Annotated in this window: 21 protein-coding genes and 1 other RNA gene; 12 read left to right on the top strand and 10 right to left on the bottom strand. The window is 64.2% G+C overall.

Features of this window, described 5'->3' with window-relative positions; translation table 11 throughout:
- Nucleotides 1–66: 66 nt before the first annotated feature.
- A complete protein-coding gene (locus tag KUV81_RS11200; protein ID WP_222543944.1) occupies nt 67–1104 on the top strand; it encodes a porin in 1038 nt (345 codons plus the stop codon).
- A gap of 97 nt (nt 1105–1201) precedes the next feature.
- Here KUV81_RS11200 and KUV81_RS11195 read toward each other — a convergent pair whose 3' ends face one another.
- Nucleotides 1202–2377: an FAD:protein FMN transferase gene (locus KUV81_RS11195; RefSeq protein WP_261389345.1), complete on the bottom strand. Its 1176-nt coding sequence runs from the start codon at nt 2375–2377 to the stop codon at nt 1202–1204.
- A gap of 191 nt (nt 2378–2568) precedes the next feature.
- On the opposite strand from KUV81_RS11195, the gene KUV81_RS11190 reads away from it, so the two are divergent.
- On the top strand, nt 2569–3912 hold the full coding sequence (locus tag KUV81_RS11190) for an FMN-binding protein (protein WP_222543943.1): 1344 nt from the start codon (nt 2569–2571) through the stop codon (nt 3910–3912).
- 121 nt (nt 3913–4033) lie between these two features.
- On the opposite strand, the gene grpE is transcribed toward KUV81_RS11190, so the two are convergent.
- Nucleotides 4034–4660 carry a nucleotide exchange factor GrpE gene (gene grpE, locus KUV81_RS11185; RefSeq protein ID WP_222543942.1) on the bottom strand — a complete coding sequence of 209 codons (627 nt, stop codon included), beginning with the start codon at nt 4658–4660 and terminating at the stop codon, nt 4034–4036.
- 94 nt (nt 4661–4754) lie between these two features.
- Between grpE and nadK the strand changes: the two genes are divergently transcribed.
- Complete coding sequence (gene nadK / locus KUV81_RS11180) at nt 4755–5639, top strand: NAD(+) kinase (protein WP_222543941.1); 885 nt, start codon at nt 4755–4757, stop codon at nt 5637–5639.
- A gap of 1 nt (nt 5640) precedes the next feature.
- On the opposite strand, the gene KUV81_RS11175 is transcribed toward nadK, so the two are convergent.
- The gene (locus KUV81_RS11175) at nt 5641–6339 is read right to left on the bottom strand and encodes an SDR family NAD(P)-dependent oxidoreductase (RefSeq protein ID WP_222543940.1); all 699 of its coding nucleotides are present in this window, start codon (nt 6337–6339) and stop codon (nt 5641–5643) included.
- A gap of 131 nt (nt 6340–6470) precedes the next feature.
- Between KUV81_RS11175 and recN the strand changes: the two genes are divergently transcribed.
- From recN to KUV81_RS11160, 3 genes are all read left to right on the top strand, one after another.
- On the top strand, nt 6471–8141 hold the full coding sequence (recN, locus tag KUV81_RS11170; protein ID WP_222543939.1) for a DNA repair protein RecN: 1671 nt from the start codon (nt 6471–6473) through the stop codon (nt 8139–8141).
- A 168-nt stretch (nt 8142–8309) separates the two neighbouring features.
- The gene (gene yiaY, locus KUV81_RS11165; protein ID WP_222543938.1) at nt 8310–9461 is read left to right on the top strand and encodes an L-threonine dehydrogenase; all 1152 of its coding nucleotides are present in this window, start codon (nt 8310–8312) and stop codon (nt 9459–9461) included.
- 100 nt (nt 9462–9561) lie between these two features.
- Nucleotides 9562–9936: an outer membrane protein assembly factor BamE gene (locus tag KUV81_RS11160; protein ID WP_222543937.1), complete on the top strand. Its 375-nt coding sequence runs from the start codon at nt 9562–9564 to the stop codon at nt 9934–9936.
- A gap of 48 nt (nt 9937–9984) precedes the next feature.
- On the opposite strand, the gene KUV81_RS11155 is transcribed toward KUV81_RS11160, so the two are convergent.
- Both KUV81_RS11155 and KUV81_RS11150 read right to left on the bottom strand, forming a co-directional pair.
- Complete coding sequence (locus KUV81_RS11155; protein ID WP_222543936.1) at nt 9985–10332, bottom strand: RnfH family protein; 348 nt, start codon at nt 10330–10332, stop codon at nt 9985–9987.
- Entirely contained in the window at nt 10325–10759 is a 435-nt protein-coding gene (locus KUV81_RS11150; RefSeq protein WP_222543935.1) for an SRPBCC family protein, read from the bottom strand. The genes KUV81_RS11155 and KUV81_RS11150 overlap by 8 nt, the downstream gene beginning before the upstream one ends.
- Before the next feature lie 87 nt (nt 10760–10846).
- Here KUV81_RS11150 and smpB point away from each other — a divergent pair, with 87 nt between their 5' ends.
- The 3 genes from smpB (at nt 10847) to KUV81_RS11135 (ending at nt 12535) form a co-directional block, all read left to right on the top strand.
- Nucleotides 10847–11335: an SsrA-binding protein SmpB gene (smpB, locus tag KUV81_RS11145; protein ID WP_222543934.1), complete on the top strand. Its 489-nt coding sequence runs from the start codon at nt 10847–10849 to the stop codon at nt 11333–11335.
- A gap of 68 nt (nt 11336–11403) precedes the next feature.
- Nucleotides 11404–11763: a transfer-messenger RNA gene (gene ssrA / locus KUV81_RS11140) on the top strand.
- Nucleotides 11764–11863: 100 nt separating this feature from the next.
- The gene (locus KUV81_RS11135; RefSeq protein ID WP_222543933.1) at nt 11864–12535 is read left to right on the top strand and encodes a hypothetical protein; all 672 of its coding nucleotides are present in this window, start codon (nt 11864–11866) and stop codon (nt 12533–12535) included.
- 48 nt (nt 12536–12583) lie between these two features.
- Here the strand turns inward: KUV81_RS11135 and KUV81_RS11130 are convergent, their stop codons facing one another.
- The gene (locus tag KUV81_RS11130; RefSeq protein WP_222543932.1) at nt 12584–13111 is read right to left on the bottom strand and encodes a fasciclin domain-containing protein; all 528 of its coding nucleotides are present in this window, start codon (nt 13109–13111) and stop codon (nt 12584–12586) included.
- 246 nt (nt 13112–13357) lie between these two features.
- On the opposite strand from KUV81_RS11130, the gene KUV81_RS11125 reads away from it, so the two are divergent.
- Nucleotides 13358–13573 carry a hypothetical protein gene (locus tag KUV81_RS11125; protein ID WP_222543931.1) on the top strand — a complete coding sequence of 72 codons (216 nt, stop codon included), beginning with the start codon at nt 13358–13360 and terminating at the stop codon, nt 13571–13573.
- Between the two features lie 38 nt (nt 13574–13611).
- On the opposite strand, the gene KUV81_RS11120 is transcribed toward KUV81_RS11125, so the two are convergent.
- From KUV81_RS11120 to KUV81_RS11105, 4 genes are all read right to left on the bottom strand, one after another.
- On the bottom strand, nt 13612–15498 hold the full coding sequence (locus tag KUV81_RS11120) for a pectate lyase (protein WP_261389344.1): 1887 nt from the start codon (nt 15496–15498) through the stop codon (nt 13612–13614).
- A 10-nt stretch (nt 15499–15508) separates the two neighbouring features.
- Nucleotides 15509–17080 carry a pectate lyase gene (locus tag KUV81_RS11115; RefSeq protein ID WP_222543930.1) on the bottom strand — a complete coding sequence of 524 codons (1572 nt, stop codon included), beginning with the start codon at nt 17078–17080 and terminating at the stop codon, nt 15509–15511.
- A 184-nt stretch (nt 17081–17264) separates the two neighbouring features.
- Nucleotides 17265–19097 carry a pectate lyase gene (locus KUV81_RS11110; protein ID WP_261389343.1) on the bottom strand — a complete coding sequence of 611 codons (1833 nt, stop codon included), beginning with the start codon at nt 19095–19097 and terminating at the stop codon, nt 17265–17267.
- Between the two features lie 150 nt (nt 19098–19247).
- Nucleotides 19248–21269, bottom strand: a complete 2022-nt coding sequence (locus KUV81_RS11105; protein ID WP_261389342.1) for a pectate lyase — start codon at nt 21267–21269, stop codon at nt 19248–19250.
- A gap of 228 nt (nt 21270–21497) precedes the next feature.
- Between KUV81_RS11105 and KUV81_RS11100 the strand changes: the two genes are divergently transcribed.
- Nucleotides 21498–23819 carry a putative bifunctional diguanylate cyclase/phosphodiesterase gene (locus KUV81_RS11100; RefSeq protein WP_222543929.1) on the top strand — a complete coding sequence of 774 codons (2322 nt, stop codon included), beginning with the start codon at nt 21498–21500 and terminating at the stop codon, nt 23817–23819.
- 55 nt (nt 23820–23874) lie between these two features.
- Nucleotides 23875–24891, top strand: coding sequence for a LacI family DNA-binding transcriptional regulator (locus KUV81_RS11095; protein ID WP_222543928.1), 1017 nt, complete (start codon nt 23875–23877; stop codon nt 24889–24891).
- Nucleotide 24892: the final 1 nt, after the last annotated feature.

Raw genomic sequence — 24892 nt, 5'->3', positions numbered from 1 at the left:
TCAGGGCGCGCAGAACCGCCCGGCACCCTAACCGGGCCCCGGGCCCAACGAACACTGGGATAACCGATGAACCGATTCCAATGCTCCACCCTCGCCGTGACCTGCGCCAGCGCCCTGCTGCTCAGCGCCTCCGCCCAGGCCGACATGCCGACCTTCTACGGCACCCTGGATTACTCCCTGACCTACAGCGGTGCCGGCACCGGCAACCAGCAGCGGGGCCAAGACGGCTGGCTGCTGGAGAACAACATGACCCGTCTGGGCTTTCGCGGAACCGAGGCCCTGTCCGAGCACACCGAGTTCTTCTACCGTGCCGAGGTGGGCTTCAACGCCGATGACAGCGGCGACACCTTCAGCTCCCGCCCGACCTACATCGGCCTGAAGCACGACGCCGCCGGGGCCATCGCCTTCGGTCGCATCGATCCGGTGCTGAAGATGGTCAAAGGCGGCGCCGACATCTTCGGCCTGACCAACATGTCGATGAACCGCATGTTTGCCGGTAACAAGCGCCACGGCGACTCCATCGAGTACAAAACCGCCAAGTGGAACCACATCCAGTTCGGCACCAGCGTGATCCTTAAAGACGACGCCAACAGTCCCTACGACGACAACTACCAGCTGGCCATCTCCTACGGCGGCAAGGGGTTCCGTCACGGCAACCTCTACCTGGCCGCCGCCTACGGCAACGGCATCGAGGGGATCGAAGCGCTGCGCGGCGTCGCCCAGTACAAGATGGGCAACCTCAAACTGGGGGTGATCGTGCAAGACACCAAGGCCCTGGAGGGGTTTGAGAAGGACGGCACCCACTACGAGTCCCGTGAAGGCTTCGGCTACATCGTCAACGCCCTGTACGAGTACAACGACTGGAAGTTCAAAGCCCAGTTCGCCCAGGACGACTCCGGTACCGGCCGGGTGGCCAACGAGGTCTACAAGGCCGGGGTCTTTACCGGCGACGACGCTCCGGAAGTCACCCAGTGGGCCCTGGGGGCGGAATACCGAATGAGCAAGCAGCTGACCATGCACACCGAGGTGGGCCAATACCTGGTGGACGACTACAGCGATTTTGACGATGACATCGTCAGTGTCGGTCTGAAATACCGCTTCTGAATTTTTAGAACAGGAAAAGCCCCGGTAATTATCCGGGGCTTAGTCGTGTCCAAATTAAATAAAAGGCGCCAACACTGGCGCCTTTTATTTCTTCCTATCAATCTAAATCGATTCGATATTGGGGCAACCCCTGGGTGGTGATTTTATTGCCCTGTTCATCGAGGTACCACACCGCCTCCAAATAGGGCAGCGACTCCGCCATCTTCAGCGCCTCCTCCCGGGGCATCAGGAACAGTGTGGTGGAGAGCACATCGGCATAGATGTGCTGGTCGTTCATCACCACGGAGACGGAGACCCCGTCGGGCTTGGGGTAGCCGGTGTTGGGGTTGATGATGTGGTGATACTCCTTGTCCCCCACCCGGTAGTAGCGCAGGTAGTTGCCGCTGGAGACGATGGTCAGATCCTCACCGGCGATGAACTCGTGAAACTGCCCCTCTAGGGTTTGGCAGCGGGGGCTGGCAAAGTCGTGTTTCTTGCACAACGGATCCTCGATGGCGGTGACAAAGTCGCGCCCTTCGGGGTGGTGGCCGTGGTGGCGGATGTTGCCCCCGGCGTTGATCACAAAGGCCTGCATCCCCGCCGCCACCAGCTGATCGTGCACCTTCTCCGCCATCCAGCCCTTGGCGATGCCCCCCAGATCCAGGCTCATGCCCGCCTTGAGGCGCACGGTGCCCGCCTCGACGTCCAGCTCGATGTCATCGATGTTGATGTGCCGCGCCGCCTCCTGCAGCGCCGCTTCGCTGGGGATCCGGCAGCCGTTGTCCGGCTCGGTGGGTGCGGCGCAGGCGTTGCGCTCCCGGCGCCACTGCTGCACCAGGGGGCCCACCGCGATGTTGAAATACCCCCGGGAGATCTTGTGCCAGTCGATACCGGCCTGGATCAGCGCCACCAGCTCGGGGTCGATGTGGTGCACTTCGGTGGGGGCCTCGTTGATGGAGCGGACGTTTACCACGTGGTCGTAGGTTTGGTAGTCCGAGGCCAGATGATGCAGCCGCTGGATCACCTTGAGGCTGTCGCACAGGGCCCGCTCGGCCTGCTCACCTGGGGCGTCGTAGACGCGGATGGCGATGGAGGTGCCGAAGTACTTCAGGGTGGTCAGCTCGGCGTAACCGGGCCCCTGGGTGATCAGCCCATCCTGGTGGCAGAGGGAGTCCATCGCCTTGGCGGCATTGGCGGGCTTCGGCAACTGGTCCGCCACCGCATCGGCGGAGGCCTGCACCCCAAAGATGGGCAGCGACAGGGCCATGGCACAAACAAGGGGATTGAGTTTCATGTTCAGGCTCGGCTTAAAATAAAAGGATGACGAATTTTAGCATGAACATTTTGATTCAATATTCACCATAAAAACGTATGGTGATCCCATTCACAAAAGCCACTTCGCCATCGCAATATAGTGGTTTTCCGCAATTGTTCGGCCAAGCAATATCCCTATTCTCATCTCTATAAAAATTCGTCATCAAAACTATGGGTGAGAACGTGAACCAATTTAAACGCATCAAGCTTGGCCTGGTCAGCTCCGCCGTGGCACTGGTGGTGGCCGGGTGTGCCGCCTCCGCCCCCCAGGGCAAATACGTGGACGGCACCCACGAAGTGTCCGGCAAGGGCAAGAAGAGCGACATCGTGTTGACCGTGGTGGTGGAGCAGGGGGAGATCCGGGAGATCAAGACCAAGTCCCACGGCGAGACCGAATCGCTGTTTCTCAATGCCGAGCGCCTGTTGCCGCAGATCGTGGCCAACAACGGCCATGAGGGGATCGACGCGGTCTCCGGCGCCACCCTCTCCTCCAACGGGATCTTAAAGGCGATCAACGACCTGCCCCGCGCTGACGGCTCCCAGCCCGAGTACCAGAGCGTCGGCGCCAAGCAGGGCCAGGAGGAGGACTTCAAGCTCAAGTGGTCGATTCAGCCCCAGCTGGGCCTGCTCAAGGGGGACTACTACTACGAGGAGGCCCGCTTCCGTCAGGGGCACATGGGCTCCATGACCGTGGTGCTGGACAGCGACAACCCCGAGGATGTGATCTTCGCCGAGTTCAACGAGGAGGGGCGCCCCAACTACTACACCCGCCTCTACCAGGGCGTGCCCAAGCGGATGTCCGAGTACAACTTCTCCATGGGCAAGAAAAAAGGCACCGCCTGGGTGCAGTCCTCCCTGACCATGGAGCGGCTGATGGTGGAGGAGAACAAGCTGACCTTCGAGCCCAACCCGGACTGGGACCCCAAGCTGGCCAACAAGCTTAAGGAACCCAACCGCCTTAAGTACCAGGGGCTGGACATCGTGGCCGGTGCCTCCAACTCCATCCAGCAGTCCATGGTGCCGCTGACCGCCAAGATCCATCACCGCATCACCGAGGAAGGCACCACGCTGAAGTTCTACCAGCAGGCAGAGAAGCTGATGGACGACAAGGGCAAGTGGACCGGCCTGACCGCGATGCTGCGTTTCGTGGTGGACACCGAGTCTGGCCAGATCGTCGACGTCTACTACGACGAGATCTTCGCCGACGAGAAGGCCCAGATCAGCGACGCCTCGTTGAAGAAGTTCTACCGCCAGTCCAAGTACCAGTCCATCGGTTACGAGGAGCCGGCCCGCATCGGCTTCAACGTGATGTTCGATGCCCTGGAGAGCCACATCGTCGAGGGGGGCTCCATGTTCGACATCGAGGATCTGCCCGCCACCGGCGACACCGGCAGCTACGCCGCCACCGGCTTTACCCGCCTCTCCACCAGTTGGGCCCACTACCTGCGCCTGGCCGAAGTGCTCTACCAGGAGATGCGCGCCGACGGCGTGGTCGCCGAGCACAACAAAGCCTGAGGGCTTTAACCGTCCCTCTGGGACCCCAGTGCAAAAGCCCCCAGTCGGGGGCTTTCTCGTGCAATACGGGATCAAAAAAGCCGCCCTTAGGGCGGCTTTTTTCGGTGGACCAAGCGACGGCTCAGGCCTGGGTGTCCACCGAGGGGGTGTCGGCACCGCGGGAGACGATCACCATGGCCGGGCGCAGCAGGCGACTGTTCAGGGCGTAGCCCTTTTGCATCACGGAGATCACTGTGTTGGCGGCAAACTCCTCGCTGGGCAGCATGGAGATCGCCTGGTGCTGCTCCGGGTTGAAGGCGTCGCCCACCGGATCCACCACCTCGATGCCGAACTTGGCCACCGCGGCCTGGAAGCTCTTCAGGGTCAGCTCGACCCCTTCCAGCATCGGCTTGATCGCCTCCTCTTCGGTGTTGGACACCTCCAGGGCGCGCTCCAGGTTGTCGATCACCGGCAGCAGTTCGTTGGCGAACTTCTCCAGGGCGAACTTGTGGGCTTTCTCCACGTCCTGGGCGGTGCGACGACGAATGTTTTCCACCTCGGCGGCGGCGCGAACCACGCTGTCCTTCTGACCCTCGATGGTGGCCTTGGCCTTGCCAAGCTCCGCTTCCAGCTCGGCAATGCGCTGGCTGGCGACGTCCTCGACCGGGGCATCCCCTTCGGCGTCCGCCGGGGCCTGCGCCTCAACAGCCTCGGTTTCAGTCGCTTCAATTTCCTCTTTAGGCTCTACTTTTTCCTGCTTGTCAGCCATCTCAACTCCAGCCAAAACCACTTTATTCAATAAAACACTGAGCCTATTATGGGGGCGATATTCGCCACTTCAAGGGCTCCGGCCAGACAACTTCATGAGCAAGCCATTTCACACCATCGGCCTTATTGGCAAGCCGGATCACCCCGGCGCCAACCAGACCCTGACGCGCCTGTTCTATTGGCTGAGAAAACAGGGGTATGAAGTCCTGCTCGAGCAGCGGGTGGCGAAACAGCTGGGCTGCGACAAGGCCGAGCGGGTGGATCTGACCACCCTGGGCCAGCGCTGCGATCTGGCCATCGTGGTGGGCGGGGACGGCAACATGCTGGGTGCCGCCCGGGTCCTGTCCCGGTTCGACGTGGCGGTGATTGGGGTGAACCGGGGCAATCTGGGCTTCTTGACCGATCTCAACCCGGAGCAGTTCGAGGCCCCGCTGGAGCGGGTGCTGGCCGGCGAGTTCGACACCGAGCGCCGTTTCCTGCTGCAGGCGGAGATCTTCCGCCACGGCGAGCTCAAGGCCAGCAACACCGCCGTCAACGAAGCGGTGCTGCACCCGGGCAAGGTGGCCCACATGATCGAGTTCGAGGTCTACATCGACGGGCATTTCATGTACAGCCAGCGGGCCGACGGCATGATCGTCTCCAGCCCCACCGGGTCCACCGCCTACTCCCTCTCCGCCGGCGGCGCCATCCTCACCCCCAACCTCAACGCGGTGATCCTGGTGCCCATGTTCCCCCACACCCTCTCTGGCCGCCCCATCGTGGTGGACGGCGACAGTGAGGTGAAGCTGATCGCCTCGCCGGAGATGGGCGAGCGGCCGCTGGAGGTCAGCTGCGACGGCCACGTGACTTTGGCGGCGCTGCCCGGCGATGAGATCGTGGTGCGCAAGGCGGACCACGCCCTGCGCCTTATCCACCCCAAGGGGCACAGCTACTTCCAGGTGCTGCGCAGCAAACTCGGCTGGGGCAGCAAGCTGTTCTGATTCACCAGGGGATCGGCTGGCGGTAACGCAGGAACGCCCCGCTGGGGCCGTCCTCCTCCAGGGTCGCGGCCCACACCACATCCGACGCCGCCTCCGCCGGGTCCCGGTGCGCCTGGGGGCCGCCCATGTCGGTGCGCACCCAGCCGGGGCACACCGCATTGACCTTGATGTTCATCCCCGCCACCTCCGCCGCCATCACCGCGGTCAGGGCATTGAGCCCCGCCTTGCTGACCCGGTAGGCGGTGATCCTCGGCCCCATCTGTGACAGCGCCCCGTAGCCGGAGGAGAGATTGACCACCCGGCCATAGCCCCGGGCCATCATCATGGGGATCAGCGCCCGGCACAGGTAGAGGGGCCCCAGCAGGTTGGTTTGCAGCGTGGTCTCCAGGGTCTCGTCGTCCAGCTCGAACAGGCGCACCCCGTCATCGAGAAACACCCCGGCGTTGTTGACCAGTACGTCTACCCCACCCCACCGGGCCTTAAGCTCCCGGGCCAGCCCCTCGGCGTCCCGGGCCAACCGCACGTCCAGCACATAGGGCACGGCATCCAGCCCCTGGGCCACCAGGGCCTCGGCGGTCTGCTCCGCCTCCTTCAGTCGACGGGTGGTGCAGACCACGGTGTAGCCCAGTTGGCCCAGTTGCTGCGCCGTGTGCCAACCCAATCCGCGGTTGGCACCGGTCACCACGGCAGTCCCCCTCATGGCCGTCCCTCGTTTTGCCCGTCATAAGGATGATCTTTAACCGACTTTTTCCACATTGCCGCTTTACCGGGTAAAAAAACCGCATATACTGTATTCCTGTACAGCACTGTTTATCCACACAGGGATGCGCCATGCTCACTCAACTGACGGTCACCAACTTCGCCATCGTGAAATTTCTCGAGCTGGATTTTGCCGCCGGAATGACCACCATCACCGGCGAAACCGGGGCGGGGAAATCCATCGCCATCGACGCCCTGGGGCTCTGCCTCGGCGGCCGCGGCGAGGCGGCCATGGTGCGCCCCGGTGCCGAGCGCACCGAGATCTCCGCCCGGTTTGATCTGAGTGAAATTCCCGCCGCCCGAGCCTGGCTCAGTGACCACGCCCTGGACGAGGAGGAGGAGTGCATTCTGCGCCGCACCATCAGTGCCGAGGGGCGCTCCCGCGCCTGGATCAACGGCAATCCGGTGCCCCTGTCCCAGCTCAAGGCCTTGGGGGAAACCCTGGTAAGCATCCACGGCCAGCACGCCCACCACGGCATGCTGCACGGCGACACCCAGCTGACCCTGCTGGATCAGTACGCCGGCCACCTGGACCTGCTCAATGCCTGCCAGGCCAGCTACCAGCAGTGGAAATCCCTGGATCACCAGCACCGCCAGCTTCAGGAGCACCTGTCCCAGCAGCAGGCCCGGGCCCAGCTGCTGGAGTACCAGGTGCAGGAGCTGGACGAGTTTGCCCTGCAAAGCGGGGAGTTCGAGGCCATCGAAACCGAGCACCGCCGGCTGGCCAACTGCGGCACCCTGCTGGAGCAGAGCCAGCGGGCCCTCTACCTGCTCAGCGAAGGGGATGAGGTGAACGTGCAGTCCTTGCTGCAGCAGGTGATCAGCGAGGTCGAGGCGCTGCAGGGGGAGGATCCGGGACTGGGGGAGATCACCGCCATGCTGCACGAAGGGCTCATCCAGGTGCAGGAGAGCAGCAGCGAACTCAGTCGCTACCGGGACGGCCTGGAGATGGATCCGGAGCGCTTCGGCGAGCTGGAGCAGCGCCTCTCCCGGGCCATGACCCTGGCCCGCAAGCATCAGGTGCCCGCCGCCGAGCTGGCGGCCCACCACCAGGCCCTGGCCGAGGAGCTGGCGCAGCTGAGTGGCGGTGACGAGCAGCTGGCCCAATTGGCGGAGGACAGGGACCAGGCCCGCGCCGCCCTGGCCGCCAAGGCCGCCAAGCTCAACAAGAGCCGCCAGCGATACGCCCGGGAGCTGGACAAGCGGGTGACGGAAAACCTGCAGGCCCTGGCCATGCCCCACGCCCGATTCCAGATCGCCATCGAGCATCGACCCGATGCCCTCACCCCCAGTGGCGCCGACCGGGTGCAGTTTATGGTCACCACCAACCCGGGCCAGCCCCTGCAGCCGCTGGCCAAGTCCGCCTCCGGCGGTGAGCTGTCGCGCATCGGTTTGGCCATCCAGGTGATCACCGCCCGCAAGGTGGCCACTCCCACCCTGATCTTCGACGAGGTGGACGTGGGGATCTCCGGCCCCACCGCCGCCGTGGTGGGGCGGATGCTGCGTCAGCTGGGCCAGTCCACCCAGGTGTTCTGCGTCACCCACCTGCCCCAGGTGGCTGGCCAGGGCCACAACCACATGTATGTGGCCAAGCAGAGCAAGGGCAAGAGCACCGAGACCCGGATGATGCCCCTGGAGGGGGACGCCCGTCTGGGCGAGCTGGCCCGCCTGCTCGGCGGCGACACCATCACCGACAACACCCTGGCCAACGCCCGGGAACTGCTGGTCAGCGATCCCGCTTGATCCCACAGCGATTCACCGGCAGGGCGGCAAAACTGTGCGGCCGGTCCCCCTGCCAGTGGGTGAAAACCGGACCCCCATCACACCTGTAACAAAATTACAGTGCTAGCGTAATTCCTAGAGACGATTTCCCAATCCTGAATCTTCAATTTGGCACTCTAGGAGGACAACATGTCCGCGACCAAATTCTTTATCCCCTCCGTCAACACCCTGGGCCAAGGCGCCCTGGACGATGCCATCAATGACATCGTGGCACTGGGCTTCAAGCGGGGTCTGGTGGTGACCGACACGCCGCTGGTGGAACTGGGCCTGGTGGCCAAGTTGACCGAAGCCCTGGGGCAGAAAGGGGTGGAATCCGTGGTGTTCGACGGGGTTCAGCCCAACCCGACCACGGGCAACGTGGTGGCCGGCCTTGCGTTATTTACTGATCACAATTGTGATTTTGTGATCTCTTTTGGTGGCGGTTCCCCCCACGACTGCGCCAAAGGGATCGCCCTGGTGGCCACCAACGGAGGCGACATCCGCGATTACGAAGGGGTCGACCAGTCCGCCAAACCCCAGGCCCCCCTTGTGGCCATCAACACCACCGCCGGTACCGCCTCTGAGATGACCCGTTTCTGCATCATCACCGACGAGGACCGTCACATTAAGATGGCCATCGTCGACAAGAACACCACCCCGCTGCTGTCGGTCAACGATCCCGAGCTGATGCTGGCCAAACCCAAGGCCCTGACCGCCGCCACCGGGATGGACGCCCTCACCCACGCGGTGGAGGCTTATGTGTCCATCGCCGCCACCCCCATCACCGACGCCTGCGCCGAGAAGGCGATCACCCTGATCAGCCAGTACCTGCGTCGCGCCGTGGCCGACGGCCAGGACATCGAAGCCCGGGAACAGATGGCCTACGCCCAGTTCCTTGCCGGCATGGCGTTCAACAACGCCAGCCTGGGCTACGTCCATGCCATGGCGCACCAGCTGGGCGGCTTCTACGACCTGCCCCACGGGGTGTGCAACGCCATCCTGCTGCCCCACGTCCAGGCCTACAACGCCCAGGTGGCGGCCAAGCGCCTCGGTGACGTGGCCCGCTGCATGGGCGTGGACACCCAGGGAATGGACGACGACGCGGCTGCCCAGGCCGCCCTGGCGGCGATCCGCACCCTCTCGGCGGACATCGCCATTCCGGCGAACCTGACCGAGCTGGGGGTCAAGGCCGAGGACATTCCCACCCTGGCCACCAACGCCCTGAACGACGCCTGCGGACTGACCAATCCCAAGCAGGCCAGCCACGAAGAGATCTGCGCCATCTTCCAAGCGGCCCTGTAAAGCGGCCCCTCACGGCAAAAAGCTCCCCCCGGGGAGCTTTTTTTGCGCCCCGCCCTTGGTTATGATGCGGGGTTAACGCCAAGGTAACGTAGAGAACAGGATGAAGCAGTTTAGGACGCTGATGTTGGCCGCCGCCCTTTCCACCGGTGTTGCCGGTTGCTCGGTCTTCGATTGGATGGTGTACAAGATCGACATCCCCCAGGGGAACTTTATCGAGCAGAACCAAGTGGAGAAGCTGCGCATCGGCATGAACCGGGAGCAGGTGGAGTTCGTGCTCGGCCGCCCGGTGCTGCGGGACAGCTTCGCCTCCGACACCTGGTACTACGTCTACCAGTTCAAAAATGGCCGCACCAATGACCTGACTCGCAAGGAGCTGGTGGTGCGCTTCGAAGAGGACGCCGTGGTCTCCGTCGAGGGCGACTACGAGCTGGGTGAGCAGTTCTACACCCCACTGCAAAACAGCGGTCGGCCCTAAGCCGAACCTCTGAGATCAAAAAGGGCGGCCCCAGGCCACCCTTTTTTGTTACTCCGCCTTATTGCGCAGCGGGTTGGGTTTGCCGCCGGTCACCTTGTCGGCCCGGCCCTCCGCCTTGGCTTTCTCCGCCCGGCGTTTGCGCACCTCCCTGGGATCCGCCAGCAGCGGCCGGTAGATCTCCACCCGCTCCCCGTCGCTGAGCACCTGGCCCAGTTTCACCGTACGACTGAAGATCCCGATCTTCTGCGCCCCCAAGTCGATCTCCGGGTAGCGCTCCAGCACCCCACTGGCGCGGATCGCCTCCTCGGCGGTGGTGCCGGTGGGCAGTGTCAGCTTGCGCAGGAACACCTCCTCGGGCAGGGCGTAGACCACCTCCACCGTCATCGCCTCAGCCACGGTAGACCTCCTTGGCCCGCTCGGAGAAGGCCTGCACCATGTTCTGGGCCAGCTCGTTAAACACCTTGCCGAAGGCTTTCTCCACCAGGGCGTTGGAGAATTCGAAGCTGAGGTTCAGCTCCACCTTGCAGGCGTCCTCGCGCAGGGGCAGGAAGCGCCACACTCCCTGCAGCTGCTTGAAGGGGCCGCTTTCCAGGGCCATGGCGATCTCGGAGTCGGCCACCAGGGCATTGCGGGTGGTGAAGGTCTGGGCGATGCCCGCCTTGCGCACCGACACCGAGGCGCGCATCTCGCCGTCGTCGGCGTGGTGCACCTCGGAATCGACACAGCCCGGCAGGAACTGCGGGTAGGCCGCCACGTCGTTGACCAGGGCGTACATCTGCGGGGCGCTGAAACGCACCAGCGCGCTGCGATTGATCTCGGGCATCTTACCTCTCCCAAATTCAGAATCGCGCTATTTTGCCACAGCCAAGACGATACCAAAATGGCGGGGGGCGAGTATAATGGCGCGCCTATGGCAAAGAAAAACGCAAAGAAATCCACGCCCACTTCCTCCACCATCGCGCTGAACAAGAAAGCGAAGCACGAATACAAGTTCCTGGAGAAGTTCGAGGCGGGTCTGGCCCTGCAGGGCTGGGAAGTCAAATCCATGCGGGCGGGCAAGGTCAACCTGACCGACTGCTACGTGATCCTCCAGCGCGGTGAAGCCTACCTGGTGGGCTGCAACATCACCCCGCTGAACACCGCCTCCACCCACGTGGTGTGTGAGCCGATGCGCTCTCGCAAGCTGCTGCTCAATCGGCGCGAACTGGAGCGCCTGATCGGCCAGGTGGAACAGAAGGGCCTGACCATCGTACCGGTGGCGCTCTACTGGAAGAAATCCTTCGCCAAGCTGGAGATCGCTCTGGCCCAGGGTAAGCAGACGCACGACAAGCGCCAAGACAGCAAAGAGCGGGATTGGCAGCGGGAAAAAGCCCGGGTAATGAAGGGCTCCATGCGCTGACCGCTCGACAACTGGCCAGTTGCCGCTTGGCGCGCTTGAACCGGGCGTGGTAGACTGGTCTGGTACTTGGGGTCGATTTAGGATTCGACGGGATATTAAAGCCCGAGGTGCATGCCGTGGGGCGGTTGGCCACGTAAAAAGCCGCAAAAAAATAGTCGCAAACGACGAAAACTACGCCCTCGCTGCCTAATAAGCAGTAGAGAGCCTGCCTCCAAAACCCCGCCTACTGGTTGAGGATTCAAGGCAGTCAAGCCCTGTAGGATCGCGTGGAACCTTTGTCCGGAGGTGAAGCGTTAAAACCAATCGGACTCGCCTCGATGAAGCCTGTTGTTCGGCGTCTGAAAAGGTTAACTAAAAGAGCAACTAAGCATGTAGTACCGACGGTGTAGGTATTTCGGACGCGGGTTCAACTCCCGCCGACTCCACCAAACGCGTTTGAGAAAGCCCATCCACTCGGATGGGCTTTTTTGTTGCCTCTTCTCAGCCACATAGGCCATGGTGTAATCAGGTTTTCCCCGGACTGTCGCGATGCGCTACCTCTGGCTCTTGTTGCTGCTTCTGCTCCCGCTGCTCTACCTGTGGTGGACCATCAGCTCGCCTCCGGCTCCCCAGTTGGCGCCGGAGTCACCTCCTGCACAGACCACTCCTGAACCCGACGCGACACCACCATCGGCGCCCGCTGCCGACACCGCCCCGGAGCCCCTCTCCCCGGAGGCGCCGGAGCCGACCAACCCCAGCCGCTTTGACCCGCAGCAGCCCATCCAGCCGGAGTACGGCCTGGTGGAGACGCCCCCCTGGCCCGAAACCGGGGCGTTGAGCTTCGATTTTGCCCCCTTTGAGGATCTGTTGGACGGCCAGAGCGACGCCGAGCGACGCATGGCCAGCCTCCACCAGGGGTTTCTGGATCAGACCCGGGACTCCCAGTGGGCCGACGCCCAGGAGGCGCGATTGCGCGAAACCCTGCTGCTTCACCCCCTGGGGGATCAACTGCGACTGGCGGGACTGGAGTGTCGCTACGACAGCTGTTTGCTGGTGGGCCAGTTTGCCGAGACCAATCCCTTGCCGGCCCTGCTGGGCCCCCAGGAGGATGACCCGGATTGGCCCTTCAGCGCCGAGGTTACCCTAGAGGAGAGCGAGGGGGAGGAGGAGAGCGAGGGGGAGCCCAAACGCTTTATCACGGTGCTCAGGGCGGTGCGATAAAAAAGGGCCCCGCTGTGGGGGCCCAAAGGGGTGGAGGTCAACCACGCCTTACTGAGCGAAGAACTGGGGCAGCAGCACACTGTCGATGATAAACACGGTGCCATTGGTGGTACGCACCGGCTGACACTGCACATTGGCGTTGTTCACCCGGGGAGACCCGCCGCCGCGGCTGAAGAAGATGTTCTGGCCCGCTTCGGTGGGAGCTTTGCGGGGGAAGTAGGCCCGGCGCGGGTCATAGTAGCCGTTGCTCACGTGGTAGAGCAGCACGGCCTTCAGAAGCCCATCGGGGTCCGCGGTGATGGCGCTCAGAATGTCCGAGGGGATGGCCAGGAAGGCGTCGTTGACCGGGGCATACACGGTGAAGTTGCCGGGGCTGGCCAGGGTCTCGGCCAGACCGGCGTTGATCACCTGGTCGGTCAGGATGCTCAGGGCCTCGGTGGCCACGGCGGCGTCGGTAATGGTGCCATCGAAATAGACGGGTTGGGTTTTGAGGCATTGCCAGAAACTGGCGGCGCTGGCGGGCAGGCTGGTGCCCAGGGTGGCCAGCAGGGCGAACGACATCAGGAAGCGCTTCATAACTCCTCCTCTCCGGTAGGGGGACAGGGTTAAAGGGACGGTGTGGGACTCATCGACTCGAATCCCGCTCACAAAACGCCCAGTCTCTAACTGCCCTCACCGACCCCCTGGATCACTTTTTTTCACCCGGCTGGCCACGCTGTGGTAGGCCGTCGACATCTCAGTCACTCACTCTCGCTTCCGCCTTTACCTCACGGTTCACTCCAGTATGATGGGAAGTTAAATAAAAACAGGGGGATGGCCGATTTGGCGACCTTTCGAGAGCAGGGCCGATACTGCGAGCATTGCGACATCGCCTGCAGCGCCACCATCGCGTTTCGCAGCTGGGACGACGGTTATTGGCAATCGCTGATCCGCTGCGACAACTGCCGGGCCACACAGCTTCAGGGCACCCTGCCCCCAAGCGACAAACGCGGCTTCAGCGCCCGCGACGTCGCCCAGCACCAGCAGAAACACGGCTAAAAAATCGGGCCCCAATCATTGGGGCCCGAGCGTTTTGGCTATTCCACCGCCTTGGCGTAATCCTGCAGCCAGAGCTCCAACTTGGTGTAACCGGACTCGGTCACCTCGTTGTAGTTCTCCGGCAAAGTCAGGCTGCGCTTGTTCTCCGGTAGGTCCGGCCAGCCGCCGGCGTTCACGTCACAGGGGATGTGGATGCGGAAGCTGGAACTGCTGTCCGGCACCGTCCCCCAGTCGCTCTCCACATTGAGGGTGACCACATCCCCGCTGCAGCTTTGGCTTTTCACCTTGCGGCTCTGTCCGGAGCCCTTGCCTTCGTAGATCTCCACCTCCCGGCCCACATAGGCGGTTTTGCTGCTGTCACAGTCCGGGATCTCCCCGGCCACCCGCGAGGAGCCGGAGCTCGAAACCCGGGCGGTGGGATAGAGGATGGTCTCACCGGCCACGCAGTTGATGATGGAGCCGCTGCGGTTGGCCACCTCGTAGATGATCCGCTCATCCACCTCGTCCCGGTCTCGCGGGCGGGCCCCGGCGTGGGTCAGCACGTAGTCCAGGGTCTGGTTGGCGGGGATCACCTCCAGGCCGTCGATCCACAGCGGTGGGCTGGACACCCGGAAGCTCTCCGCCGAGCTGGAGTCGGGTTTGACGCAGGGCCAGTCGGGGTTGTCGAAGTTCTCACACAGGTTGTCCTCGGCGTAGATCTTCGAGCCGCTGCGGCTTTCGCTGATCACCACCCAGGGGGCTTCCCGGTCGGAGTTGGGCCCCTGGAGGCGAACATTCCCGGCGATGGTGGTGGTGCGGGTCTTGCCGTCGTGGGCCGAGTTGTTGGACAGCGGCGACAGGCGCATCCCCACCTGGCGGGTGTTGTAGGTGACGTTGTTGACCACGATGGCGCTGGGGGTGGTCTCCAGCGGCGCCCGGTCATCGTGGTGGGCGATGAGGTTGCCTTTGACCAGCATGGTGGGCGCCGAGATCATCAGCCCCTTGGAGTGGCCGCCCTTGGGATGCATGTTGTACCACAGCCCCTCGCTGACGATGCTGTTGAGGATGCTGACGTCCCGGGCGGTGTCCTTGACGGTAAAGGTCTCGTCGATGCCCCAGCTGACGGAGATGTGGTCAAACACCACGTTGTAGGGCTGGCGGTCCGGGTTGTCGGACTTGCCGATGACGTAGATCCCGTCCCTGTCCCCCGGGGTACGGCCGTCGACGGCATCCCCGGTGCGCACCCGGATGTGCTGAATGAGCACGTCATTGGCTTCGATGCGCAACGAGGCCCCTATCAGGGTGATCCCCGGGCTGGGTGCCGTCTGACCGGCAATGGTCAGGTAGTCATTGTCGATGGAGAGCAGCCCCAGGTCCGTCAGGTCGATGGTACCGCTGGTCTCGAAGATGCAGACCCTGGGCCCCGAGGCATCGGTACAGGCCTTGAGGCTGCCGCTGCCGGAGCTGTTGAGGTTGGTGACTCTGTGCACCGTGGTCTTGGGCGTCGACAGGTTACGACCGCTGCCCGCCGGGGTGGTGATGCCAAAGCCCACGGCACAGGGCACGATGGCCAGCTCGCCATCGGTGCGGTCCGGGCAATCCGGTGAGGGGTCGGGATCCGGGTCCGGGTCCGGGTCGGGGTCAGGATCAGGGTCAGGGTCCGGGTCCGGGTCCGGGTCAGGGTCAGGATCCGGGTCAGGGTCAGGGTCCGGGTCCGGGTCCGGGTCCGGGTCCGGGTCAGGATCCGGGTCCGGGTCCGGGTCCGGGTCCGGATCAGGGTCGGGTTCAGGAGGCTTCCCCGGCTTATCCTTGGGCGGTTTATCCTGCCCCGGGGGCTTGTCCGGTTTGGCGTACCAGGCGCCAGCGGATGGCAGGGCACCGGGGCCAGCCAGGCTCAACAGCACCCCGGCGATCACCACCAGGGACTTACGGATCCACGCTCTCATCTGCTGCTCCTCACTCCACCTGTTTGGCCATGTCGTGCAGCCACACCTCAAGCTCGGTGTAACCGGACGGCGTCACCGCGTTGTAATCCTCCGGCAGGGTCAGGGGCCGGGTATTGACCTCCATCTCCGGCCAGCCACCGGCGTTGTTTTCGCAATCGATCACCTCGCCATCCGCCTCAATGTCCTCGGGCCCGACGCAATCGACGATCTTGCCGGTGCGATTCACCACGTCGTTGACGATGCGGGCATCCACTTCGTCGCGCTCAGCGGGGCGTGCCCCGGCGTTGGCCAGCACGTAGTCCAGCGCCTTACTGGCGGGCAGCACCGAGAGGCCATCGATCCACAGTGGCGGATTGCTGACCCGGAACCCCATCCCCTCGTCGGTATCGACGCGGACGCAGGGCCAGTCCGGGTTTTCCCACCCGTCACAGAGGTTGTCCTCGATGTAGATCTCCGATCCGCTGCGATCTTCGGAGACCACCACCCAGGCCGAGTCCCGCCCCTCGTCGGAGCTGGGGCCCTTGAGGCGGACGTTGCCCGCCACCGTGGTGCGGCGCACCTTGCCATCGTGGTTTTCATTGTTGGACAGGGGGGAGAGGCGCATCCCCACCTGGCGGGTGTTGTAGGTGACGTTGTTCACCGTGATGGCCGCCGGCGTGGTCTCCAGAGGCGCCCGGTCGTCGTGGTGGGCAATGAGGTTGCCCTTCACCAGCATGTTCTCAGCGGAGATCATCAAGCCCTTGGAGTGGCCCCCCTTGGGATGCATGTTGTACCAGAGCCCCTCGCTGACGATGCTGTGCAGGATGGTGACGTTCTTCGCCGTGTCCTTGACGGTAAAGGTCTCGTCGATGCCCCAGCTGACCGACAGATGGTCTAGCACCACGTTGTGGGGCTGGCGATCCGGATCGTCGGATTTGCCGATGGCGTAGAGGCCATCCCGGTCTCCCGGGTCCCGACCCTCCACGGCGTCCCCGGTGCGCACCCGGATGTGCTGAATCAGCACGTCGTTGGCCTCGATGCGCAGCGAGGCCCCCCGGATCATGATGCCCGGGCTCGGTGCCGTCTGACCGGCAATGGTCAGGTACTCGTTGTTGATGGAGATCATCCCCATCTCGGTCAGGTCGATGGTGCCGCTGATCTCAAAGATGCAGGTCCTGGGCCCACTGGCGTCGATGCAGGCCTTGAGGCTGCCATCGCCGTCGGGGTCCAGGTTGGTGACCCGGTACACCGTGGTCTTGGGCGGATTGACGTTACGGCCGCTGCCCGCCGGGGTGGTGATGCCAAAGCCCACTTCGCAGGGCACGATGGGCAGGCCCTCCTCGGGGGTGGGGCAATCCGGGTCGGGATCCGGGTCTGGGCCGGGATCCGGGCCGGGGTCGGGATCAGGGTCAGGATCCGGGTCAGGATCGGGATCCGGGTCGGGATCCGGATCCGGGTCAGGATCGGGGTCGGGGTCCGGCTCCGGAGAGTCGGAGCTGGACTGCTCGCTGCAGGAGGTGGTCATCACCGCCCCTGCCAGGGGCAACACAATAAAGAGGATCCTGGCCCAGACTCGCCACCAGGACGCCCAAACACTCAGCATTCCGCGCCACGCCATACTGCCTCCCCGACCGCCTGATTCGCAGGGCTCACTTTGCGCCGATAGAAAACTTGGGACGACTAACAGGTATAGCAAGCCCAGCGTCCCTTGGTAGGGCCAATTGGTTCTAAGGGCCGCGCTGTGCCTCCCCAACCCCATGGGGTCGAGGAGGCCGAGGCGGCTGAGATCACTCCACTTCCCGGGCCAGCTGATGCAACCAGACCTCCAGCACCGTGTAGCCGGACTCGGTCACCCGGTTGTAGTCCTCCGGCAGGGCCAAAGCGCGTTGGTTTTCCGCTACTTTCGGCCAGCCACCGGCGTTGATGTCGCAGGGGATGTGGATGCGGAAGCGGGCGTCAGTACCCGGTACCGTCTGCCAGTTCTCGCTGACGTTGAGGGTCAAGTTATTGCCGCTGCAACTCTGGCTTTGCACCTCCCGCTGCTGGCCCGAGCCAGTACCCTCGTAGATCTCCACGATGCGCCCTTCGTAGGCGGTCTTGCTGCTGTCGCAATCGGGGATGTCGCCCTTCACCTGGCTGTCGGAGGCGCTGGAGACCTGGGCCGTCGGATAGAGGATGGTGCCGGGGCCGACGCAGTTGATGATCCGGCCACTGCGCTGGCGCACCTCGTCGACGATGCGGGCATCCACCTCGTCACGCTCCGCCGGTCGGGCCCCGGCGTTGGCCAGCACGTAGTCCAGGGTCTGATCGGCGGGCAGCACCTCCAGCCCCTCGATCCACAGCGGCGGCTCACTGACCCTAAAACCCATCCCTTCGTTGGTGTCCACCCGCACGCAGGGCCAGTCCGGGTTCTTCCATCCGTCGCACAGGTTGTCCTCGATGTAGAGCTCGGAACCGTTGCGGCTTTCGGACACCACCACCCAGGCCGAGTCCCGGTTGGAGGAGGAGTTGGGCCCGGTCAGACGAACGTTGCCCGCCACCGTGGTGCGCCGCACCTTGCCATCGTGGTTTTCGTTGTTGGACAGAGGCGCGAGACGCATCCCCACCTGGCGGGTGTTGTAGGTGACGTTGTTCACCGTGATGGCCGAGGGGGTGGTTTCCAATGGCGCCCGGTCGTCGTGGTGGGCAATGAGATTGCCTTTGATCAGCATGTTCTCGGCGGAGATCATCAAACCCTTGGAGTGGCCCCCCTTGGGGTGCATGTTGTACCAGAGCCCCTCGCTGACGATGCTGTCGAGGATGGTGACGTTGCGGGCGGTGTCCTTGACGGTGAAGGTCTCGTCAATGCCCCAGCTGACGGTGATGTGGTCGAAGATGACGTTGATGGGCTGGCGGTCCGGATTGTCCGATTTGCCGATGACGTAGATCCCGTCCCGGTCACCGGGGGTGCGCCCCTCGATGGCGTCGCCGGTGCGCACCCGGATGTGCTGAATCAGCACGTCGTTGGCCTCGATGCGCAGCGAGGCCCCCCGCAGGCTGATCCCCGGGCTGGGGGCGGTCTGTCCGGCGATGGTCAGGTACTCGTTGTCGATGGAGTAGGTGCCGATGCTGGTCAGGTCGATGGTGCCGCTGACCTCGAACACGCACACCCGGGGCCCCTTGGCATCGGTGCACGCCTTAAGGCTGCCCTCCCCGCTGGCATTGAGGTTTGTCACCTTATGCACAGTGGCATTGGGGGTGTCCTGGTGGCGGCCGCTGCCGGCAGGGGTGTCGATGCCAAAGCCCACCTCGCAGGGCACGATGGGCAGGCCGCCATCGGGCAGGGTGGGACAATCCGGCTCCGGATCGGGGTCGGGATCCGGATCTGGCCCGGGATCGGGATCCGGGTCCGGGTCGGGATCGGGGTCCGGGTCCGGGTCCGGGTCCGGGTCAGGGTCCGGGTCCGGGTCCGGGCCCTCGGAGCTGGACTGGTCGCTGCAGGCGCTGGTCAGCACCGCGCCGGACAGCGGCAGCATCACCAGAAGAACTCGGGCCCAGGTGCGCCATCCGGCGGCCCCCAGCCTGAGCCCGAACAGGGGCCAACCGGCCAACTTTGCCACTACCCACGCGCGCCAATTCATACCACCTCCCGCTCCCGTTGCTCTAGTGTCCCGGACCCCACCCGTGGCGGCCGGGGACGACTGTGAGGTATAGCAGGCCAGGGGCGCCCAGCTTGGGCCATTTGGTTCTAACTGCCCTGCCCCGGTGATTCAGCCCAGAGGGGATCGGCTTCACTCCACCTCCCGGGCCATCTGGTGGAGCCAGACCTCCAGCACCGTGTAGCCGGAGTCGGTCACCGCGTTGTAATCCTCCGGCAGACTCAGGGTGTGTTTGTTCTCCTCCAGCTCCGGCCAGCCTCCGGCGTTGATGTCGCAGGGGATGTGGATGCGGAAGCGGGCGTCGGTGCCCGGCACCGTCTGCCAGTTCTCGCTGACGTTGAGCGTCAGGGTATCCCCGCTGCAACTCTGGCTTTGCACCTCCCGTTGCTGGCCCGAGCCGGTGCCCTCGTAGATCTCGACAATGCGCCCTTCGTAGGCGGTCTTGCTGCCATCGCAGTCGGGGATGTCCCCCTTCACCTGGCTCTGGGAAGCGCTGGAGACCTGGGCCGTGGGATAGAGGATGGTGCCCGGGCCGACGCAGTTAATGATGCGCCCGCCCCGGCTGGCCACCTCGGCCACGATGCGCGCATCCACCTCATCCCGGTCCGCCGGCCGGGCCCCGGCGTTGGCCAGCACGTAGTCCAGAGTCTGATCGGCGGGCAATACCTCGAGCCCCTCGATCCACAGGGGCGGCGTGTCCACCCTGAACCCCGCCCCTTCCGAAGTATCGACCCGCACGCAGGGCCAATCCGGGTTTTGCCAGCCGTCGCACAGGTTGTCTTCAATGTAGAGCTTGGAGTCCTTTCGGTCCTCGGAAACCACCACCCAGGCGGAGTCGCGGTTGCTGTCGGAGCTGGGGCCCTTAAGGCGCACGTTGCCCGCCACCGTGGTGGTGCGCACCTTGCCATCGTGGGCATCGTTGTTGGACAGGGGGGAGAGACGCATCCCCACCTGGCGGGTGTTGTAGGTGACGTTGTTCACCGTGATGGCCGAGGGGGTGGTTTCCAGTGGCGCCCGGTCGTCGTGATGGGCGATGAGGTTGCCCTTCACCAGCATGTTCTCGGCGGAGACCATCAAGCCCTTGGAGTGGCCCCCCTTGGGATGCATGTTGTACCAGAGCCCCTCGCTGACGATGCTGTCGAGGATGGTGACGTTGCGGGCAGTGTCCTTGACGGTAAAGGTCTCATCGAGGCCCCAACTGACGGAGATGTGGTCGAACACCACGTTCACCGGCTGACGACTGGGATCGTCGGACTTGCCAATGACGTAGATCCCGTCCCGGTCGCCGGGGGTGCGCCCTTCGATGGCATCCCCGGTGCGCACCCGGATGTGTTGAATGAGCACATCGTTGGCCTCGATGCGCAGGGAGAGCCCCCGCAGGCTGATCCCCGGACTGGGGGCGGTCTGACCGGCGATGGTCAGGTACTCGTTGTCGATGGAATAGGTGCCGATGCTGGTCATGTCGATGGTGCCGCTGACCTCGAACACGCACACCCGGGGCCCCTTGGCATCGGTACAGGCCTTGAGGCTCCCCGTCCCGCTGGCATTGAGGTTGGTCACCTTATGCACCGTGGCGTTCGGCGTGCTCTCGTGGCGGCCACTGCCGGCAGGGGTATCGATGCCAAAGCCCACCTGACAGGGCACGATGGGCAGAGAGCCGTCCGGCAAGGTGGGACAATCCGGTTCGGGATCCGGGTCTGGCTCCGGGTCCGGGTCCGGGTCCGGGTCTGGCTCGGGGTCAGGATCCGGCTCCGGGTCGGGGTCGGGGTCGGGGTCCGGGTCGGGGTTCGGGTCGGGATCCGGATCGGGGTCGGGATCCGGGTCAGGGTCCGGACCTGGGCCGGGACTGGGGTCGGGGTCAGGATCTGGATCGGGGCCGGGATCCGGATCGGGGTCCGGTCCGGGACCCGGGCCTGGGCTGGGGTCGGGGTCCGGGTCAGGATCAGGGCCGGGGTCGGGGTCTGGGTCTGGGTCTGGGCCGGGGTCGGGATCCGGGTCCGGATCCGGGTCAGGGTCCGGCCCGGGATCCGGTGGCGGGGTGGTGCTGGACTGGTCACTGCAGGCGGTCAGGGTGACGCCGCCGGTTAAGCTCAACAGCAGCAGCACCCACTTGAGGCTGCCTCGAAAATTCCGATACCACGCGCGCCCGGTCATGCCACCTCCCCGGGGCGGTCGGACCGCCCGTCGGATTCGCCACCCCAGCTCTAGGTATAGCAAGGCTGCCAGCACGCCCAAACTGTGAGGACTCATCAGCAGGGCACATTGGTCTGAGTTGATAAGTTAATTGACTGTTACGCTTGCAGTTCCTGCTCAAAACCCTATGTTGGTAATAGACACGGAAGTCCCCAACGCGGCGCGCGCAACGACAAGGAAACTAGCCGGATGCTTTGGAAATCTTGGCCCCCTATCCGAACCCGGATCCTGCTGGTACAACTGCTGCTGGTATTGGCCGGTTCGGCCCTCTCCTGGCAGGTCTATCACAGCGGCCAGGTGGTCAACGCCAACGCCGAATCCCTGGTGAACCGTCGCCTGCCGGAACTGGTGGACATCCGCAGCCTGAGCGAAGAGCAGCTGCGCACCGAACGTCTCCTCTACGAGTACTACGCCGATCAGAACCGCGATCACTACCTGGTCAGCTACCTGGAGGTGCAGTACCGCTTCGAACAGGCCCTGACCAACCTGCGGCTGCGCCTGCCGGACAACCCGCTGCTCGAACAGATCAACCAGCAACATGAACAGAGCACCCTACTGGCCCAGCAACTGGACAGCACCCTGTCCCAGCGGCCGGTGGACTGGGATCGCACCCGCTCCCTGCTCAACCAAATCAGCGAACTGCGCCGAGAGTCCCAGCCGCAGATCAAGCAGCTTCAGCGGGACCTCAACCTACAGGCCCAGGAGGCCCTGGCCCAGACCCTGGACAGCACCCAGGCCAACACCCGCTGGGTCATCGGCTTTGCCCTGCTGATTGTCATCGGGGCTTTTATCGCCAGCGTGATGGCCACCCGCCTGTTGACCGACCGTGCGGAGCGTCGCCGCCTGGCGGCCTTTGCCGAGCGCAACCCCGACCCCATTCTCAGCGTGAACCCCCACGGTCAGCTGCTCTACCTCAACCCCGCCGCCATCCGGCTGGCCAAGGAGCAGCAGCTGCCCCTCTCCCCAAGAGAGCTCATTCCGGACCTCAGCCATCAACTGCACCGGATGGAAGCCCAGGGCAAGACCGACCACGACTGGGAGTTTGCCCTGGGTCGTCGCTACATGACCGCCCGAGCAGTGATGCTGTCGGATCTGCAGCAGATCCAGGTGCACCTGAGGGACATCACCAGCGCCAGCCGGGCCGAGGCGGAGCTGCGCCATCGGGCCACCCACGACCTGCTGACCGACCTGCCCAACCGCCACCAGTTCGAACAGGATTGCCAGCAGCTGATGGAGGAGGACCCCAACGGCGGCCTCATCCTCGGCCTGCTGAACCTCACCCGATTCCATCGGGTCACCGCCCAGGTGGGATTCCAGGCCGGCGACTCCATCATCTGCGCCACCGCCCGGCGCCTGACCCGGGCCCTTAACCCCTTAAGCTCCCCCAAGCACCCCATCGCCCTGTATCGCTTCGGCGGCACCCGCTTCGCGCTTCTGGTGCAGGGCAAGGACAGCAGCGAGAGCCTGGCGCTCATCGCCCAGGCGATCAAAGAGGGCTTCAGCGAGCCGGTCTACTCCGAGGGGGCCCTGGCCAGCTTTGTGCTGGCCTTCGAGCAGGGCTACGCCCACTATCCCCAGCACGCCGACAGCCCCCAGGAGCTGCTGCGCTGCGCCGACGCGGCGGTGCGGGAAGATGGCCAGCAGCCCAACACCCTGTTCACCCTTTTCGACCCGCGGATGCGGGATCTGGAAGAGGCGCTCATCTCCTTGGAGAACGAACTGCGCATCGCCATGCAGGAGAAGCAGTTCCGCCTCTTCTACCAGCCCAAACAGTGCCTGAAGGACGACAGCCTGACCGGCGCCGAGGCGCTGATCCGCTGGCAGCACCCCCATCGTGGCCTGCTGCGGCCCTCGGACTTCATCTCCCTGGCGGAGCAGACCGGGCTTATCGTCGACATCGGGGAATGGGTGCTGGAGCAGGCCTGCATCCAGGCCAAGTCCTGGCATGAGCAGGGGCTGGAGCTGACCGTTTCCCTCAACCTGTCGCCACGCCAGTTCCAGCAGCCGGACTTCGTCAAACGGGTGGCGGAGATCCTCAAGGAGACCCAGGCCCCGGCCTCGCGCATCGAGCTGGAGTTGACGGAAAGTCTGCTGATGGAGGACCTGGATGCGGCCTACGAGATGCTGTGTCAGCTCAAACAGCTGGGGCTGCAGCTGGCCATCGACGACTTCGGCACCGGCTACTCCTCCCTGGCCTACCTCAAACGCTTCCCGGTGGACACCCTGAAGATCGACCGCAGCTTTATCGCCAACCTGCCCGCCGACACCCAGGACAGCGCCATCATCCGCTCCATCCTCGACCTGGCCCAGCACCTGAACCTCAAGGTGGTGGCCGAGGGGGTGGAAACCCAGGGCCAGCACGACTGGCTGCAGCAGGCCGGCTGTGACGTGATCCAGGGCTTCTGGTACAGCCGCCCGCTGGCCTACGAGGACTGGGTCAAGATGCTGGATCATTACCGCCGGAATGTGCCGATGGAGGGGGACCCGACGCGTTGCCTAACAAAGGGTTAACCTTTAGACTTGGGGGTCTATATCGGCCCGCGGTCGGGGCGGCGAAGGAGCATCAATGAAGATCACCATCAAGGACGTGGCGCAGAAAGCCGGCGTCAGCATCAAAACCGTCTCCCGGGTGATCAACAACGAACCTTCCGTCAAAGCCAACACCTTCGAAAAGGTGCAGGCGGCCATCGAGGCACTGAACTACCAGCCCAACGCCGCGGCCCGCAACCTGGCGGGCACCAAGGCCTACGCCATCGGCTTCATCTACGACAACCCCAACGCCTACTACGTCATCGACATGCAAAACGGCATCCTGGATGCCTGTCGCCGACACGGCTATGAACTGCTGATCCACCCCTGCGACGCCAAGGCGGAGAACATCTGCCAGCAGCTGACCGGGCTGGTGTCGCGCTCCCGGGTGGCCGGCCTGGTGCTGACCCCGCCCTTCTCCGAGACCCCGGCCATCGTCAACACCCTGGAGCAGCTGGACGTGGCCTTCGTCCGCATCGTCTCCGGCTCCGGCGACGGCGACGTGGATCCCAACTGCCTCTACATCGATGACCGCCAGGGCGCCTACGCCATCACCGAGCACCTGATCAGCCTCGGCCACCAGCGCATCGGCTTCCTCTGCGGGGACAGTGAGCACCACTCCAGCTACGAGCGCCTCAAGGGGTTTAAGCAGGCATTGGGCGATCACCGCATCAAGGTGGAGCCGGAGCTTATCGTGGACGGGCGCTACGCCTTCGATTCCGGGGTGGAGAACGCCCAGGCACTGCTCGCGCTGGCCAACCCGCCAACGGCGATGTTTGCCTGTAACGATGAGATTGCCGCCGGGGCACTGTTCGCCGCCCGCCTCTCCGGGGTGGCGATCCCGGGCCAGCTCTCCATCGTCGGCTTCGAGAACAGCCCCTTCTCCCGCCAGACCTGGCCCAAGCTGACCACGGTGGATCAGCCCATCGTCGGCATCGCCCAGCAGGCCACCGAGCAGCTGCTCAACCAGATCCGCGGTCAGGTGTCGGGTGAGGCCCAGAAGTTCGTGCCCCAGCCCATCACCCGGGACTCCTCCGGCCCGCGTCCGGACTGAC

The sequence above is a fragment of the Ferrimonas balearica genome, from assembly GCF_019802085.1.
GTDB lineage: Bacteria > Pseudomonadota > Gammaproteobacteria > Enterobacterales > Shewanellaceae > Ferrimonas > Ferrimonas balearica_B.
The sequence above is the reverse complement of the archived record's forward strand: the minus strand, read 5'-3'. Positions and strand labels throughout refer to the sequence as shown.